The organism is Anaerolineae bacterium, assembly GCA_016931895.1.
In the GTDB taxonomy this organism is placed as follows: Bacteria; Chloroflexota; Anaerolineae; order 4572-78; family J111; genus JAFGNV01.
Genome location: JAFGDY010000188.1, coordinates 14,806 through 31,226, shown reverse-complemented (window position 1 = coordinate 31,226; position 16,421 = coordinate 14,806). Strand labels below are relative to the sequence as shown.

Sequence of the window (16,421 nt, the reverse complement as noted above, 5' to 3'; positions counted from 1 at the left end):
AATGTAAGGAGGTGACTGATGCCTTTTTATTACAACTCAACTTTTTTGTGTTTCATCATCCCGGCGCTGGTTTTGGGTTTGATTGCCCAGGGCCTGGTGAAAAGCAAGTTCAATAAATATGCCAAAGTCAGAACCATGCGGGGCATGACCGGGGCCCAGGTGGCGCGCGAAATTCTTGATTCTAACGGCTTGTACGACGTTACCGTGGAAGAAACGCAGGGCTTTCTGAGCGACCATTACGACCCCCGCAGCCGCACGCTGCGTCTTTCGTCGGAAGTGGCCCGGGTGCCGTCGGTGGCTGCGGCGGGGGTGGCGGCTCACGAGAGCGGCCATGCCCTGCAACATGCCAAGGGATATATTCCTTTGCAAATCCGCAGTTTTATGGTTCCCGCCGTGCAGTTTGGAAGCTGGTTAGGGCCTTTGGTCATCATCAGCGGCATTTTCCTGGAAATTCTGTTCCAGATGACTTCTCTGGGTATAGCCATTGCCTGGTTTGGCGTGGGCCTATATGCCCTGGTGGCTGTTTTTGCCCTGGTCACTCTGCCGGTAGAGCTGGATGCCAGCGCCAGAGCCAAAAAATTGCTCTATCAATACAATATTGTGGATAAACAAGAACTGGGCGGGGTTAACAGCGTGCTCAGCGCCGCCGCCTGGACATACGTGGTGGCCGCCATTGCCGCGCTGCTTGAGCTGGCCCGCTGGATCTTTATCCTCACGGCGCGGCGAGACTGAAGACTCTAATTTATATTTAATCATCTTTTGTTATAACTATAGACGTTTAAGACGTTTACTTTGAGGAGGTAATATCGTTGTCTCAGTTACGTAATGTTTTACTCGGTTTGCTCATTTTTATGATTTCGGCTTGCGGTCTATCCTCGTTACCCGATCTATCGGTATTTTCCGCAACCGATGCTAACCCCAAAGCCGCAGAAACTGAGGCGGCCGCAGAATCTACTGATAACTTAAATGACACGCAAGTTTTGCTGCAAACGCCGCCTACCCTGGCCCCCCAACCAACCCCCCTGCCGCCGGATATGATTGCCGAGGCTGATTCTGAAGAGTTGTTGCTCATCAACCTCTACGAGCGGGTCAATCCCTCGGTGGTCAATATTGTGGTTACAGTGGCGGAAGCCGACGAAGCTGAAAGCAATAATCTTTTCCCTCTCCAGGGGCAGGGTTCGGGGTTTGTATACAATAACCAGGGTTATATCATCACCAACAATCACGTAGTGGCCGAAGCCGGTAAAATTGACGTGACGTTTTTCGATGATACCACGGTAGAAGCGAAGGTGGTGGGCAGAGACCCCGATAGTGATTTAGCCGTAATCAAGGTAGACATGCCTGCCGAAAGCCTCCGCCCGGTAGAGTGGGGTGATTCCGACGAACTGTTGGTGGGCCAGCGAGCCGTGGCCATTGGCAATCCCTTTGGCCTGGAAGGAACGCTGACCACCGGCATTATCAGCGCCCTGGGCCGCAGCTTGCCCACGGTGAGCCATTTCCGTATCCCGGAGATCATTCAAACCGACGCGGCCATTAATCCGGGCAACTCTGGCGGTCCCTTGCTCAACTCTCAGGGCGAGGTGATTGGGGTTAATGCCGCCATTGTGCCCAACCAGATTGGTTTTGGCGAGCGCAGTTTTTTGGGCGTTGGGTTTGCCATTCCGGCCAACCTGGCCCAACGGGTGGTGCCCGGCCTGATTGAGAATGGCAAATACGAACACGCCTGGATTGGTTTTTCGGGCAATACCGTTATTCCCGAAATTGCCGAAGCAATGGGTTTGGCAAAGGCAGGGGGGGCATTGGTCTCCGAAGTTATGTCTGGCAGTCCGGCCGACAAAGCCGACTTGCGCGGCAGCACCCGCGATTTTGAGTTGGAGAATGGTCAGGTAATAAAAATAGGCGGCGATGTGATTATCGGTATTGAAGATGAAGAGGTGCGTGTTTTTGACGATCTCATTTCTTTTCTCAGCCGCCGGGGAGAAGTGGGCAAAACCGTCACTTTAACCATTATCCGTGATGGCCAGCAACAAACCCTGGCGGTAACACTTGGCGTGCGTCCAAGTGGAACTGAAGCAGCCGCGGATGAATAGCCTTTATGGGGATAAAAATATGAAAAGGGTGATTGCACGCAATCACCCTTTTTTTGGCTCTTTGGGATTTTTGGTGACATACATTAATATGTGGCGAATCCTTGTGATCGCCCTGAACAGCGACAGGACACCTATGGCGATAGCGCCTTGATTTGCCGATACAATGCTTCGGCCACCAGCCGGTGGGTGAATTCATTGGGGTGCCAATCAACCGGGTTGACTATTAACTCTTTGGCTTCCATTCCGGCCACTAAGTTTGACACATCCACCACCGGAATTTCCTCCCCTTCGTAAAGCCCCACAATTTTTGCAGTAATGGGCTGGCTATCTTCAATGGCCAACAAATTTGGAAAAACAACCACAATCAATTGGATGTCCCTCTCCTGGGCAAAACGACTGATCTCTAAGAGCAGGCTGCGGTACGTTTGCCAGACTCCGGGATCGTTATAAAGCCCCCGTAGCCACCCCCAATAATCATTGCTCCATTCATGCGGACCCAGCCGGTAAATGCGCCAATAAAAAAAGTTGGCCGCATAGGATTCATCAACCAGGGGCGGGCTGCGGGGAATAAAGTTTGGTTGGCTGACGCCCTTTTCCATTGAGGTGTAGGTATCAACAATGTCATTTACGTAAAAGGAGAGGATGATAATGTCGGGCGAGTAGGGATAATCAAGGGCCATCTGAAACTCTTCTTTGGTTTCCGCCCCCAAGCGGCCCACATTCATCACGGCGTAATCTTGGCCCAGCATCTGGCCCAATACGTCGGAAAAACGGTCCGCCGGGTTGTTGATCCCATGCCCGGCCACCAGGGAGTCGCCCAGCACCATCACTTTGATGCGTCCCTCAACCAGTTCCGGCGTCCACTCTTTATCGCGGTAACCCAACGAATTAATCCGCCAGTAACGCTCAAACCAATTCTGGCCGGCCAGGGTATGACCAAAGGCGTCGGATTGGGCAAAAGCCAGGTTAAAAAAAAGTTCTATCAGCATTAGCGTGGCCAAGAGCGAAAAAATTGCTACGGCCACATTCTGGGCTATTTTCCTGGCCCGGCTTTGCTGATTTTGCCAGAGGTAGCCAAATAAAAAAATGGCATTAAGCACCAAACTGACGATGAAGATGACGAGACCAATATAAACCATCCAATACATTAGGCGTTATGCGCTCCAAGAGATTCACTACTCTGTTATTAACCCTTACCCTGTCCGCGACTCTACTTTTTTTAAAATATTTTGGGCCGCCTCATACGCAGTCAATTTTTTCTCAAGCAGTTCGGCAACTACCGCCGACAGATAATCAGGCGGCAATTGCTCTAAAACCCGGCGCAGCAACTCAGCCTGGAGTACGGTTTGTAATTCGTCGGCTAGGCGGGCGCGGTTACGTTCGGCCAGTTCGCCGGTGCGGTGGAGATGTTGATGGTGTTGGGCAATGGCTTCAACCACCGCGGCAATGCCCTCGCTTTTTAAGGCTATTGTTTTGATGACCGGCACCTGCCAGGAAGTGATTTTTTCCGCTGCCAACGGTGGGCTGCCTACTGCCATCAATGTGCCGTGATGCAGCACTTTGCCGGTAGGGGGCTGGGCCAATTCCAACATCTGTCGCAAAACAGAGATGGTTTTTTCAACACCCGGATGGTCGGCCTTGTTGACCACAAAAATGTCGGCGATTTCCAGGATGCCGGCTTTGATAGCCTGAATATCATCACCCAGGCCGGGCGCTTCTACCACTACAATGGTGTGCGCGGTTTTGACAATGTCTACCTCGTTTTGGCCAGCTCCAACCGTCTCGATCAGAATGATCTCAAAGCCGGCCGCATCCAATACCTTGAGCGTGTCGTCAACGGCCCAGGCCAGGCCGCCAAAACCGCCCCGGCTGGCCATACTGCGAATGTAGACGTCGGGGTCACGGGTCAAATCCTGCATCCGAATCCGGTCGCCCAGCACTGCCCCGCCGGAAAAGGGACTGGTGGGGTCAACGGCCAAAATCGCTACGGTTTTGTTTTGTTGGCGATAGGTTTTGGCCAGTTCATAAACCAGGCTGGATTTTCCCGTGCCCGGCGCGCCGGTGACGCCGATGAGTTGAGCCTGGCCGGTGTGGGGATAGAGCTGGCTCAAGACAGCTTGCGCTTCAGGCTGTTTGTTCTCTATCTGGCTGATGAGGCGGGCGATGGCCCGTTTGCGGGTAATAGCTTGTTTGCGGGCAACGGTCCGTTTTTTCCTGGCCAGAATTGATTCGGTAAGAATTTGGCTAGTGTTCATTGATAAAGGGTAAACACCCTCTTGGGATGAGGCCCTGTGATACTACATCCAGGCTTAGGTGTGGGTCGGGTGATGATGGCTACCGCAACTATAGCCAGGCATCCATTTTTTTGAGTTTGGTGATAATTTCTTGCCTGATCACACGACAATTTTACACACTGTATACATAAAGTCAATTCTTGCCACTCGACGAGCCGTTCAATAGTTTAGCGGCGATACCTCTTATTTGGTAAATATTGGCGCACATATTACAATAGGGCGAATCGCTAAATTTGTGGGCAGAATTATTCAAAAGTTTAAGGTAGAGCTATGCATATTAAAAAAGTTACGCTTCTTCCAGAAAAATACCCCACTACAGAACATTACCCCTTTAACCAACCTGTTTTTCATCAAACTAAAAGTATCACTTTTTACACGCCGGTCACCTTGTTTGTGGGCGAAAATGGGACAGGGAAATCCACTTTTTTGGAGGCAATTGCGCACAAGTGCGGCATCCATATCTGGCGAAGTGCTGAGAGAACTCGCTACGAGGTCAATCCCTATGAGGATGAACTGTATAGGTATATTACGGTTGAGTGGGCAAACGGCAAAGTGCCGGGATCATTTTTTGCTTCGGATATATTCCGTCACTTTACCCAAAGCCTGGACGAGTGGGCCGCCGCAGACCCGGGGATGCTGCAATATTTTGGGGGTAAGTCGTTGATTACCCAATCTCATGGGCAATCTTTTATGTCGTTCTTCAGAGCGCGGTATTGTTTGAAGGGGCTTTATCTTTTGGACGAGCCTGAAACGGCGCTCTCGCCCAGAAGCCAGTTGGGCTTAATTAATATTTTGATCGAAATGAGCCGGGCGGGACATGCTCAATTTATTGTGGCCACTCATTCGCCGATTCTTCTGGCCTGCCCTGACGCCAAGATTTACAGTTTTGACGAAATTCCGGTAAAGTCAATTGCTTACGAAGAAACCGATCATTACCGGCTTTATAAGGGTTTTATGGAGAATCGAAACAAATACCTCACCGGCGTCGTTTCGTTATAAGTTGAGGCTTACAATTTTAGGCTTACAATTTTAGGGGACGTGGTTCTACCTTGCTGTTATCAAGGGGAAGGGTGAAGGTGAAGGTGGTGCCTTCGCCCTCTTTGCTGGTAACCTGAATTTTACCCCCGCATACATCTACCATGCCTCTGACAATGGCCAGCCCCAGGCCCATACCCTCATAAGCTCGGGTAAGCGAGTCCTGCACCTGGAAAAATCGGTCAAATACCCGCTCAATTTTATCTTCGGGGATGCCAATGCCGGTGTCGCTGACCGATATTTTTACCCCCTCTGCCGCAGTCTCGGCCTTGAGCGTTACTTGTCCCCCGGCGGGGGTAAATTTGAGGGCGTTGTCGAGCAGATTCATGATAATTAAATCAAACTTTTGCCGGTCGGCGATGAGGGGGGGTAAATCAGGGGGGACGTCAACATGAACGGTTAACCCCTTTTTCTGGGCCAACAAAGCAATGTCTTGAATAGCGTCTGTGATCACTTCTGGGAGATTTAACTTGTCCTGGCTTAGAGAGGGGATGCCGCTTTCTAAATATTTCAAATTGAGCATGTCTTCGATCAACGCCCGCAGCCGCATAGCATTACGCGCGATGATAGAGATGTATTCGTGGGTGAGATTTTCTGTTTCTTCTTCCAGAACGGTGGCATACCCAATTAAAATGGCCAGGGGCGTGCGCAATTCGTGGGCGGCAATGTTAATAAACTCGCTTTTCATGTGATCCAGCAGTTGCAGTTCTTTATAGGCTTTTTGGATTTCGGTAAACAGACGCGCGTTTTCCAGGGCAATGCTGGCCTGACCGGAGAGGACAGTTAAAAAGTCGCTATCGCTGGGGGCAAAATTGCCCTCATTGCGGGCTAAAATGAGCGCGCAGCGGTTAGATTCTTTAGACCGCAGCGGGGTGGCAATAAGCGAATGGACCTCCAGTCGTTCCAGAATAGAGCGACAATGATTATCGGCGTTATCGAGGCTCAAGGCCAATTGTTGGCCGTTTTCAGAAATCAGGCTGGCCAGTTGATCGCGGGCCTGTTGTTTTTGAGCATCATCCTCATGCTCTCCCTCGCCCTGCAAACGAGAGGTCATCTTATCTTTTTCAAAGATATAAAGCCCGGCCAGGTCGGCTTTGGTTTCCTTTTGGGATATGGCCAGAAGACGATTCAAAACTTTGTCAACTTCCACGGTTCCCAGCAGAGTTTTGTTTAGCTCAAATAGAGGAATCAATGAGCGCAGGCGAAAAATTTCTTTGCGTAACTGCTCTTTTTCCAGGGTTTTGGCTACGGCCATACTTAATTCGTCGGGCGTAAACGGCTTCAAAATAAATTCATCAATCCCCAACTTCAAAGCCTCAAGCACCATATCCATAGTGCTATAACCCGTCATCGTCACACAGATGACCTCGGGGTCAGACTTTTTTAAGGCCTGGGCTATTTGCAGCCCCGTCATCCCCGGCATCTTGATGTCGGTCAAGAGCAGATCAAATTTTTCTTGCTGGGCTAATCCGATGGCCTCATACCCATTGTGAGCAGTTTTTACCTGATACCCTTTGGTTTCTAAAATTCGCCGGCACAGGTCAAGAACATCAACCTCATCATCAACAACGAGGATTCGTTCCTCCATCATAACCAGTCTCCCACTTTATTATGGAGTATGCTTAAATTATACCATACGGAGATATACTTAAACAATAGTACACTTGGTTTTAGGGGATTGGTGGAGTTGGAGGGGGTTAAAGATAAATTATTAGAAACGAACATCAAGCCTACGGCGCGGCATTAATCACAAAGGTTGCCGTGGCTACGGTTTGTCCGTTGACGGCCAGCGTTACCTGATACGGGCCGGGTTGATAGCCGCCGGTGGGGCTGTAAAATACCCAGGCTGTGCCCTGGCGGCTGTAATCCTCCGGCCAGATATCCTGGTAAGCGTCAAGTTCCGTATCTCCCCAGGTCCAGCGATGCATCCAGGCTGTGCCCGGTTCAATACCGTTGTAATCAAAGAAGAGATAAACGGGTTGGGGGCCGGCGGCAAAGGATGTGCCCGTTTCTTGAGGTTTGTTATCCGACGTGATATTGCGGGCCAAACGCAAATTATTGAAGGGACTCTGGGCCGCAATCATGGGTGCGCCGGGAGTGGGAAAAGAGACCGGCGTTGGCGTGACTGTTGGCATGGGGGTGAAACTGGGCGTAGGGCTGGCCGTTGGGCCAGGTTCAAGGGTGATGGGTGGAGGGGCGACCTGGCTGCCGGTTTCGGTTTGGCTTGTTGCTGAGATGGCGGCCGTTGGGGTTGAAAGAACAATGACCGTCGGCGTTAGGGGGACGACGACCGCCGGCTGGTCGGTTCTCCATTGAGAAACAGCCCAGAACCCAAAGCCCAGGAAAATGAAGATGATGAAGATGGCGCTGAAAATCCACAACCAGGGCTGTTTCCAGAGGGGAGTTGTTTTCAGCCCGGCCTCTTTCATTTTGGTTGCTGCCGCAGTGGGGGAACGGACGGGGGCCGTGCCTTCGCTGGCTACGGCCAGGGCGCGAGTGAATTCGGCGCCGGTGTTGTAGCGTAACTCCAAACCCTTGGCCAGCATCCGGCCAACGGCCTCGCTTAAGGGTACAGAGATGCCGGGATTGGCAATGTGAAGAGGCTGAGGTTGTTCGTAAGCCTGGGCGTGCAAAACGGCGGCGGGCGCGCCAGTGAAAGGCGGCTCGTTGGCCAGCATTTGGTAACACAAAATACCCAGCGCATAAAGGTCCGATTGGCGGCTCGGCCCCTGACCATGTACCCGTTCCGGGGCCATAGTTTCTGGCGAGCCAACGGCAAATCCTTGTTTTACCAGGCTGGTGCCGGCCATTGCTTGCGTTTGGCCAAAGTCAGCCACGGTCACGTGGTCGTTCAGGCCAAGATATACCCGGTTAGCCGACAAATCGCCATGCATGATGGATTTTTGATGGGCATAATCCAGGGCCGAAGCAATTTGGCGGGCAATGGTCAACATCCGCTGCGGAGAAAACGGGCCTTCTTCTGCCAAAACCTGCACCAGTGGCCGGGCTTCAATCAACTCGCGAACCAGGTAAAGCACATCACCTTCCTGGTTGGCCTCGTAGGTGCGGACAATATTGGGATGTTCCAATTTGGTGGTTTGCCTGGTTATGTCTTTAAACCGCCGCACAAACAGTTCGTCAAAAGTAAACTGCGGGGCAACCACTTTTACGGCCACCACCGCCTCGTCAAACCGGCGGCGGGCGCGATAAGCAATGGTCAAATCTCCCCGGCCAAGTTCCGCTTCCAGAATATAATCTTTGAGTTGAAATTCGGTTATTGCTGCCATCTATACTCCAGGGACGGGTTTCCTTTTTATGGCCTGTCTACAGCGTTGGCTGTTTTGACGGCATTGACAATGGCCCGGGCCGTGGCCTCAGCCGCAAATGCTCCGATCAGGTTCACGTCGGCGGGCGGGGCCTGGCCTGTGGCCAGGGCAAAGATGGTATCGCCATCAAACATGGTGTGGGCGGGCCGGATGACCCGGGCCAAACCATCGTGGGCCATTTGGGCCACTTTGTTGGCCGATTCTTTAGACAGGGCCACGTTTGTAGTCACTACTCCGATAACGGTGTTTCCCTGGCCGGCAAAACCGTTGGCCGCGCCCTGTTGCAGAACTTGCATGGTATCCGCAAAATCCCCTTCTGGCAATTTCCGCGCCCCGGCTAAAATTTGCCCGGAAGCCGGGTCAACCACGTCGCCAAAACAGTTTACCGCAAAAATCGCTCCCACCAGCAGGTTCTGGCCCAACTCTATTACCGCTGCGCCAAGGCCGCCCTTCATCCGTCCCTGCGGGCCAAGAATGTGGCCGACCATCGCCCCCGTGCCTGCGCCAATGCTGCCCATAGCGGATAGCGCCGGGTTGTTTACCGCAGCCTGGCAGGCGGCATAGCCCATGGCTGCGTCCGGGCGAACATCGGCCCGGCCCACGGCCAGGTCAAATAGAACAGCCGCCGGCACAATAGGCACTTTAGCCACGCCCACGTCAAGACCCAGGTTATGTTCTTCCAGCCAGCGTATCACGCCGTCTGCTGCGGCCAGGCCAAAAGCGCTGCCCCCGGTGAGCAGCACCGCGTGGACTTTTTCAACCAAGTGCATTGGCCGCAGGAGATCGGTTTCGCGGGTGCCCGGCGCGCCGCCGCGTTGATCAACCCCGCCGACCGCGCCTGCCGGGCATAATATAACCGTACAGCCGGTCGCTGCCTCAAAATCTTGGGCATGGCCGACCTGTAGACCGGAAATAGCTTGGAAAGAAATGGACATAATCAGTTCTTCTCTATTTTATACGCAGATGGCCGGGTTTCCTTGTCCCGACTTTAAAATCATAACACAACGGCCGGGTCACGGCAAAGATGGAGGGACATTGTGGTTGCCTGTTCGGGACAAATGTCCCGTTTAAATTGGTCTCTTGTCCCTAGTCAGACCGGTGGTTGAGTGCTACAATTAAGGCAGGACCTTGCAGGGAATGGGCAAGGAAAAAGACACATGAAAACCGAATATAAGATCATTATACTCTCGGTGGCGCTGAGCGCGGCGGTTTGGATTATTGACGTGGGCCTGCTGACGGCCGGTGTATCCGGCCATTCGGTTTACGTGGGCCTGGTGGCTATGGCCGGTTTCCTCTGGCTGGGGGTGTTGACCTCGAGATTCTTGGCCCGCCAGGAGCGGGTGGAAAAAGAATTGTGCCGCGTGAACCGGGCGCTCAAAACATTGGGCGAATGTAATGAGGCCATGGTGCGGGCTGCCGAGGAGCCGGAATTGTTGCACAATATTTGCCAGACCATTGTTCGGGTGGGAGGGTATCACCTGGCTTGGGTTGGTTTTGCCCAAAGTGATGAGGCCAAGTATGTGCGCCCGGTGGCCCAGGCCGGCTGTGCAAAAGGGTATCTGGAGGGCGTCAATATTACCTGGGCCGATACCGAGCGGGGACGCGGCCCTACCGGCACGGTTATCCGTACCGGCCGGCCCTGCGTGGTGCGCAATATTTTAACCGATCCTGATTTTGCCCCCTGGCGAGCCGAAGCCAGCAAACGAGGTTACGTTTCGGTGATTGGCCTGCCGTTGAACGTTAATGGTCGCCCGTTTGGGGCGCTGACCATTTATGCCAAAGAACCGGATGCTTTTGACGAGGACGAGGTGAAGTTATTGACCGACCTGGCCGACGATTTGGCTTATGGCATTATGGCCCTGCGCACGCAAATTGAGCATCGGCAGGTTGAGGAAACGCTGCGTAGAACCGAGGCCAAAAAGCAGGCTATCTTCAACGCCATCCCGGATATGATTATGCAAATCAGCAAAGATGGCTGGTACAAAAGCGTCAAATTGCCCAAAGACTTTGCGCTGTGGCTGCCGCCCGACGAACTCATTGGCAAAAATGTGAGTGAGGTGTTACCGGCAGACGTGGCTCAACAGACCATAAACCACATCACCCAAGCCCTGCAAACCGGCAGCACCCAAATTTTTGAATATCAACTGCCGGTTGACCGCACCTTGCGGGATTACGAGGCCCGGATTGTGGTGTGCAATGAAAACGAGGTAACAGCCATTGTACGCGACATCACCGGCCGCAAAGCCCGCGAGGCGGTTATCGAAGAGGAGCGGGCCAGGATTGCGCGTGATTTACACGATGGTCTGGCCCAAAACTTGTACTTTGTGGGATTGAAGCTGGATTACCTTTGTAAAAAGGTCAAGGCGGCTTGCGAGCCTGAAGACGTTAGCAGCGAACTATGCGCTTTAAAAAAAACGGTTCAAGCCAATATTGACGATGTGCGGCGGACGATTTTTTCCCTGCGCCCGTTAGAATTGGAAAAGTTGGGCTTTGGGCCGGCCGTGCGTAAATATATTCAGGAATTTGGCGAACAGGCCAGGCTGAGCGTGGCCCTTGAAATTCAGGGAAACGAGCAAGCGTTGCCGCCGGCCCTGGAGCCTATTTTCTTTCGGCTGGTTCAGGAAGGCTTGAACAATATCGCCAAACACGCCAAAGCCGAACACGCCTGGATTGAACTGGCAATTACCCCCAACCAGGCGGGACATTTGACCATTCGCGACGACGGCATTGGTTTTAATCCCGAAACTCTGTCTCCGGGCGACAGCACCAAAATGGGCCTGGGCCAGATGCGTGAGCGGGTGAAGATGTTGGGCGGCCAATTTAGCATAGAAAGCGTGCCCATGCAGGGCACCAAACTGTGCGCCCAAATTCCCTTGGAAGGGAGTAAACGGTGACCCGACCCATTCGTGTTCTCATTGCCGATGATCATACCATGGTTCGCCAGGGGTTGAGCCAGATTTGTAGCACCGAGGCCGATATGCAAGTAGTGGGCCAGGCGGCCAATGGCCAGGAAGCCTGCCAACTGGCCTTACAGGTAGAGCCGGACGTGGTAATTATGGACATCAATATGCCGGTCTTAGATGGCGTGCAAGCCACGCGCTATATTACCGGAGCCTACCCCCAAGCCGGCGTAATTATTTTAACCATGTACCGCCAAGATCAATATGTTTTTGAAGCCATCAAAGCCGGAGCGCGGGCCTACCTGCTCAAAGACGCCGACAGCGAGGAGTTACTGCGGGCCATCCGGATTGTGGCCGGCGGCGAAGCTCTGCTGGATTCATCCATTGCCTTAAAAATGATGGATGAATTTCGCCGTTTGCAGGGCGACCCGGTGGGCGCCGACGGCATTACCCAATTGACGGAACGAGAGTTAGACATTTTGCGCCTGGTGGCCCAGGGTCTGGAAAACACCGAAATTGGCGAACAACTGGGCCTGTCGGAAAAAACCATCCGCAACCGGCTGACCACTATTTTTGAAAAGCTGCATGTCAATAACCGTATTCAGGCCGCGCTTTATGCCCTCCGTCAGGGTTTGGCCAGTTTGGACAACCAGAACTAAAACCACCCTATGCCTATCTTTGGACAATTCCTTTCGGTTTTTGTTGATGTGACCCTGCCGGTGTTTGCGTTGGTGTTGGTTGGCTACCTGGCCGGCCCGCGGCTGGGGCTAGAAGCGCGCACCCTGTCACGGGCCGCGTACTTTCTTTTTATTCCGGCTTTTGTGTTTCACATGATCAGCGAGTCTGAGGTTGAAATCGCCCTGGTCTTTCGCATGGTCGTTTATATGTCGCTGGTGCTTGTGGCTTGCGCCGTATTGGGCTTTGCCACGGCCAAACTGCTGGGAGAGTCGCGCAAAATTAGTGCGGCCTTTGTGTTAGTGGCTGTGTTTGCTAATGTCGGCAATTTTGGCCTGTCGCTAGTAGAGTTTCGCTTGGGTCAAGCCGCCCTGGTGCCGGGGACAATCTATTTTCTGGCGGTAGCGGTAATGGCTTTCGTCATTAGCATTATCGCGGCGGGTTGGGTTCGGGGTGGGGGTATAGGAGCAGCCACATCTGTGATGAGAACGCCGGCCTTGATTGCCGTGATACCGGCTCTCTTTTTTAGTATAACCCATACTGAGGTGCCTCTGTTTGTGTCTCGCTCTGCCCATTTATTGGGCAGCGCCATGATCCCTACCTTGCTGGTCACGCTGGGCGTGCAGTTGGCCGCTGTGGGCAAGCCTCGCATCGGGTTAAACGTTATTGCCGCCAGTGCCGTGCGTTTGGTGGGTGGCCCAATCCTGGCCGCCTTATTGATTATCCCATTTGGTTTTACCGGCCTCGAACGCAGCGCGGGCATTTTACAAGCCAGCATGCCCACCGGAGTGACCATTTCCATTATTGCCATAGAATACGATCTGGCCCCCGACTTTGTAACCACTACTATTCTCTTTTCCACTCTGGCCAGCCTTATTACGCTGACTTTTGTATTATTGTTGGTATAAATTTTACGGGACATTTGTCCCCCGGTTCCGGGCAGGGTGTCCCTGTTCAGCACCTGGATAGTATGTTATAATTTTGAAGCAGATTCACAAACAATTTCCCACTCCAACAATTCATTCCCACTTCGAAACCCTGATTTTACTGTGGCCGGGATAAGTTTGGCCCGGCCGATTGAGAATTTACCATTGACCATTCAAGCATTGCCCTACATTCTACTGCTTGGTTTTCTTTTTGGCACCAGCCTGATTGCCTCTAGATTTGGGGTGGGGCAGTTTCATCCTATCGCTTATATTGGCCTGCGTACGGTTGTGGCCACCTTGGGCTATAGCACAGTTTACATTTTGAGTCATCGGCATCGCAAATGGCCCACAGACCCGTATTTATGGCGACATGCTACCCTGTTAGGTCTGTTGGGTACAGCCGTGCCAATGACGGGGGTGATTAGTTCTCTACAATACCTATCTTCCGGCGTTACCGCTATTTTGATTACCGCCGGCCCGGCCCTGACCGTTCTCCTGGCCCATTTATTTTTGGCCGACGAAAAACTCTCCCCGCGTAAGGGTCTCGGCATTATCCTGGCGCTGGGGGGAGCGCTGCTGATTGCGGTGCGGGGGGAAAATGGCCTCTCCGGGAACGGCCAGACCAATCCGTTAGGCTATATCCTGATTTTGATGGCCTTAACCTTTGGCAGTTCTATGACCGTTTATGCCCGTAGATTTATGCGTAATTTTGACTCTTTTGATGTCGCTTCGATTCGCATGTTTGTGTCTATGCTGGCCATCGCGCCGCTGGCGATTTTATTTGTGGGCCTAGATTTGCACTCGGTCAATGGCCAAGGTTATTTTTCGCTGATTTATACGGCGGTGATGGGCAACTTCTTGGGCATGTTTCTGGCTTTTTACAACGTCAAACGTTTTGGGGCAACAGCCGCCGCTATGGCCGATTATATCATCCCGATAGTGGCCGGCCTGGGTGGGGTGTTGATTTTAGGTGAGCACATTTCGCCAGGGATGGTGCTGGGCATGGCCTTTATTGCCGTGGGCATTGCCCTCATCAACCGGCGCCAAAAACGCAATCTCATCAAACCTATTTAAAGAATTATTAATAAATTGGGCAAACCATGACCACCATTTTATTAGGTTTTCCGGCCGGCAGAATTTCTGACATTCACCTTGAGCAAGTTTGGGCCATTGCCCCTGATAAACAAATTTTGGTTACCGACGACCGCAGTCGGATTGAGGCGGCCCTGGACGATATTGAGATAGCCGCCGACAGGTTCCCCCACGATTTGATTCCCAAAGCGCGTAATCTGCGCTGGCTGCAACAATGGGGGGCCGGCGCCGACTGGCTGCTACGTTATCCCCAAGTAGCCGATTTGGATTTTGTTTTGACCAATGCTTCCGGGGTGCACGCCATCCCTATCAGCGAGCACATCTTTGCCTTTCTCTTTGCTTTTGCCCGGGGATTCCCTTTGGCCATACGGGCGCAGGTTCAACGGGAATGGGTGTCTTATGACCAACAAAAAAGTGTTTTTGAATTGGCCGGTAAAACCATGCTCCTGATTGGCCTTGGCGCCATCGGCAGTAAAACTGCCAGCGTTGCCGCCGCCCTGGGGATGCGGGTATTGGCCATCCGGCGCAATCCTTCCCTCGGCTCGCCGGGTGTGGACAGAGTATTCGGCTTGGATCAACTACTCGAGGCATTACCCCAGGCCGATTTTGTGGTGATCACCCTACCGCTAACTTACCAAACCAAAGGTCTGCTCGGTGAGGCCGCTTTGCGAGCGATGAAATCGAACGCCTACTTGATCAACATCGGCCGGGGAGGAATCATCCGGGAAGATGTTCTGCTTCAGGCGTTAAAAGAAGGGTGGATTGCCGGAGCGGGCCTGGATGTTTTTCAAACCGAACCCCTACCCGTTGATTCGCCGTTGTGGGCGCTGGATAACCTCATCATCACCGGTCATTACGCCGGGGCAACGCCTTATTACACTGAGCGGGCCTGGGCTATTTTTGTGGACAATCTGCAACGTTACCAGGCCGGTAAGCCCCTGCGTAACGTGGTTGATAAAAAACTTGGTTATTAACATCATCTTGGTTTCCCAACTGAGTCTGGAAACCGGCAAAAAATCACAAGTGGAGGTGAACTGATGCGATACAGAAATTTTGGCAGAACCGGCTGGAAAGTTTCAGAAATTAGTTTTGGAGCCTGGGGCATTGGCGGGTCTTGGGGTCATGTTGACCAGGATGACGCGCTGGCGGCGCTGCACGCGGCCATTGACCAGGGTGTGAACTTTATTGACACAGCCGATGTTTATGGCGATGGCCGTAGTGAACGCTTTATCGCTCAAGTGCTCAAAGAACGGTCCGAGCAGGTTTACGTGGCCACCAAAGCCGGGCGGCGGCTCAATCCTCACTTAGCCGAAGGCTACAACCGGGAAAATCTGACCGCCTTCATTGAGCGTAGCCTTAAAAATTTGCAGGTTGAAACGTTGGACCTAATCCAACTGCACTGCCCCCCCACCCAAGTTTATTACATGCCCGAAGTTTTTGATATTTTGGATGATCTGGCGCAGGCCGGAAAAATCAAATACTATGGCGTGAGCGTAGAAAAAGTGGAGGAAGCCATCAAGGCTACCGAGTATCCTAACGTGCAGAGCGTCCAGATCATTTTTAACATGTTCCGTCAGCGTCCGGCTGAATTGTTTTTTGACCTGGCCAAGCAGCGCCGGGTTGGTATCTTGGCCCGCGTTCCTCTGGCCAGCGGTTTGTTGACCGGCAAAATGACCCGCCAGACCACCTTTCCCCAGGATGACCATCGCAAATTTAATCGTTATGGCCAATCCTTTGACGTGGGCGAAACCTTCTCCGGCGTAGATTACGATACCGGCCTGGATGCGGTGGACGAACTCCAGGCCCTGCTACCGGATGGGGCAACGATGGCTCAATTTGCCTTGCGCTGGATTTTGATGTTCGATGCCGTGAGCTGCGCCATCCCCGGCGCCAAAAATAAAAAGCAGGCCATTGCCAACGCCCAAGCCGCCGACCTGCCGCCCTTGAGCGACGCAGTGATGGCCAAAGTTAAAGCCAGCTACGATGAGAAAATTCGGGGCCTGGTGCATCACCGCTGGTAGAGGAGTATGCTTCATTAACTATTCACCATTAATAATTCACAATTCACAATTTTCTAAGGAGA

14 protein-coding genes are annotated in these 16,421 nt (G+C 52.7%); 9 read left to right on the top strand and 5 right to left on the bottom strand.

The genetic code is table 11. From position 1 onward, the window contains the following. Window positions 1–18 precede the first annotated feature (18 nt). Window positions 19–732, top strand: a complete 714-nt coding sequence (locus tag JW953_13940; protein ID MBN1993796.1) for a zinc metallopeptidase — start codon at window positions 19–21, stop codon at window positions 730–732. Between the two features lie 77 nt (window positions 733–809). Then, window positions 810–2,090, top strand: a complete 1,281-nt coding sequence (locus tag JW953_13935) for a trypsin-like peptidase domain-containing protein (GenBank protein MBN1993795.1) — start codon at window positions 810–812, stop codon at window positions 2,088–2,090. Between the two features lie 131 nt (window positions 2,091–2,221). Here the strand turns inward: JW953_13935 and JW953_13930 are convergent, their stop codons facing one another. Both JW953_13930 and meaB read right to left on the bottom strand, forming a co-directional pair. Continuing rightward, a complete protein-coding gene (locus tag JW953_13930) occupies window positions 2,222–3,238 on the bottom strand; it encodes a hypothetical protein (GenBank protein MBN1993794.1) in 1,017 nt (338 codons plus the stop codon). 45 nt (window positions 3,239–3,283) lie between these two features. Continuing rightward, window positions 3,284–4,345 (bottom strand): methylmalonyl Co-A mutase-associated GTPase MeaB, encoded by a 1,062-nt coding sequence (gene meaB, locus JW953_13925; GenBank protein MBN1993793.1) that lies wholly within the window; start codon window positions 4,343–4,345, stop codon window positions 3,284–3,286. A gap of 309 nt (window positions 4,346–4,654) precedes the next feature. Here meaB and JW953_13920 point away from each other — a divergent pair, with 309 nt between their 5' ends. Then, on the top strand, window positions 4,655–5,383 hold the full coding sequence (locus JW953_13920; protein MBN1993792.1) for an AAA family ATPase: 729 nt from the start codon (window positions 4,655–4,657) through the stop codon (window positions 5,381–5,383). Window positions 5,384–5,405: 22 nt separating this feature from the next. Here JW953_13920 and JW953_13915 read toward each other — a convergent pair whose 3' ends face one another. The 3 genes from JW953_13915 to JW953_13905 form a co-directional block, all read right to left on the bottom strand. Continuing rightward, on the bottom strand, window positions 5,406–7,010 hold the full coding sequence (locus tag JW953_13915; protein ID MBN1993791.1) for a hybrid sensor histidine kinase/response regulator: 1,605 nt from the start codon (window positions 7,008–7,010) through the stop codon (window positions 5,406–5,408). Window positions 7,011–7,149: 139 nt separating this feature from the next. Further along, window positions 7,150–8,706: a serine/threonine protein kinase gene (locus JW953_13910; protein ID MBN1993790.1), complete on the bottom strand. Its 1,557-nt coding sequence runs from the start codon at window positions 8,704–8,706 to the stop codon at window positions 7,150–7,152. A 26-nt stretch (window positions 8,707–8,732) separates the two neighbouring features. Continuing rightward, a complete protein-coding gene (locus tag JW953_13905; GenBank protein ID MBN1993789.1) occupies window positions 8,733–9,680 on the bottom strand; it encodes a P1 family peptidase in 948 nt (315 codons plus the stop codon). A gap of 222 nt (window positions 9,681–9,902) precedes the next feature. On the opposite strand from JW953_13905, the gene JW953_13900 reads away from it, so the two are divergent. The 6 genes from JW953_13900 (at window position 9,903) to JW953_13875 (ending at window position 16,359) form a co-directional block, all read left to right on the top strand. After that, window positions 9,903–11,639, top strand: coding sequence for a GAF domain-containing protein (locus JW953_13900; protein MBN1993788.1), 1,737 nt, complete (start codon window positions 9,903–9,905; stop codon window positions 11,637–11,639). Continuing rightward, complete coding sequence (locus JW953_13895) at window positions 11,636–12,304, top strand: response regulator transcription factor (protein ID MBN1993787.1); 669 nt, start codon at window positions 11,636–11,638, stop codon at window positions 12,302–12,304. Before JW953_13900 ends, JW953_13895 begins: the two co-directional genes overlap by 4 nt. A 9-nt stretch (window positions 12,305–12,313) precedes the next feature. Beyond that, complete coding sequence (locus JW953_13890; GenBank protein MBN1993786.1) at window positions 12,314–13,228, top strand: AEC family transporter; 915 nt, start codon at window positions 12,314–12,316, stop codon at window positions 13,226–13,228. A gap of 183 nt (window positions 13,229–13,411) precedes the next feature. Next, entirely contained in the window at window positions 13,412–14,320 is a 909-nt protein-coding gene (locus JW953_13885; protein MBN1993785.1) for a DMT family transporter, read from the top strand. Window positions 14,321–14,346: 26 nt separating this feature from the next. Beyond that, complete coding sequence (locus tag JW953_13880) at window positions 14,347–15,312, top strand: D-2-hydroxyacid dehydrogenase (protein MBN1993784.1); 966 nt, start codon at window positions 14,347–14,349, stop codon at window positions 15,310–15,312. 63 nt (window positions 15,313–15,375) lie between these two features. Beyond that, a complete protein-coding gene (locus JW953_13875; GenBank protein MBN1993783.1) occupies window positions 15,376–16,359 on the top strand; it encodes an aldo/keto reductase in 984 nt (327 codons plus the stop codon). Window positions 16,360–16,421 lie beyond the last annotated feature (62 nt).